Source organism: Paraburkholderia sp. LEh10 (genome assembly GCF_017814945.1).
In the GTDB taxonomy this organism is placed as follows: Bacteria; Pseudomonadota; Gammaproteobacteria; order Burkholderiales; family Burkholderiaceae; genus Paraburkholderia.
This window is the reverse complement of the sequence record NZ_JAGIPX010000224.1, coordinates 1-833: the sequence shown is the minus strand read 5'-3', so window position 1 is coordinate 833 and position 833 is coordinate 1. Positions and strand designations below refer to the sequence as shown.

Annotated in this window: 1 protein-coding gene; it reads left to right on the top strand. The window is 63.0% G+C overall.

Going from position 1 to position 833, the window contains the following annotated elements; translation table 11 throughout:
* On the top strand, positions 1 to 833 hold an 833-nt coding region (locus J8I87_RS44065), incomplete at both ends, for an APC family permease (protein ID WP_209938925.1).

Genomic DNA, 833 nt, shown 5'->3' with positions numbered 1-833 from the left:
GTGAAGGTGTTCGCGCGCGCCAACTCGGCGATCACGATCTTCAAGTTCCTCATCCCCGGCCTGACGATCCTCGGCCTGATGATGAGCGGCTTTCACAAGGAAAATCTCGGCGAAACGAGCACGTTCGCGCCGTACGGCTGGTCGGCGGTGCTGACGGCGGTGGCGACGAGCGGCATCGTATTCGCGTTCAACGGTTTCCAGAGCCCGATCAACCTCGCGGGCGAGGCGCGCAACCCGGCCAGGAGCGTGCCGTTCGCGGTGATCGGCTCGATCCTGCTGGCGCTGGTGATCTATGTGCTGTTGCAGTTCGCGTATATCGGTGCGGTGAATCCCGCCGATGTGGCGAAGGGCTGGAATCAGTTCAACTTCAAGTCGCCGTTCGCGGAGCTGGCGATCGCGCTGAACCTGAACTGGCTGGCGATCCTGCTGTATATCGACGCGTTCGTGAGCCCGAGCGGCACCGGCACGACCTATATGGCGACGACCACGCGGATGATCTACGCGATGGAGCGCAACAACACGATGCCGAAGATTTTCGGCAGCGTGCATCCGCTGTACGGCGTGCCGCGCCCGGCGATGTGGTTCAACCTGCTGGTGTCGTTCATTTTCCTGTTCTTCTTCCGCGGCTGGAGTTCGCTCGCGGCCGTGATTTCGGTGGCGACGGTGATCTCGTACCTGACGGGTCCGATCAGCCTGATGGCGCTGCGCCGCGCGGCGACGGACCTCGAGCGCCCGCTGCATATTCCGGGCATGAGCGTGATCGCGCCGTTCGCATTCGTGTGCGCTTCGCTGATCCTGTACTGGGCGAAGTGGCCGCTGACGGGCGAGATCAT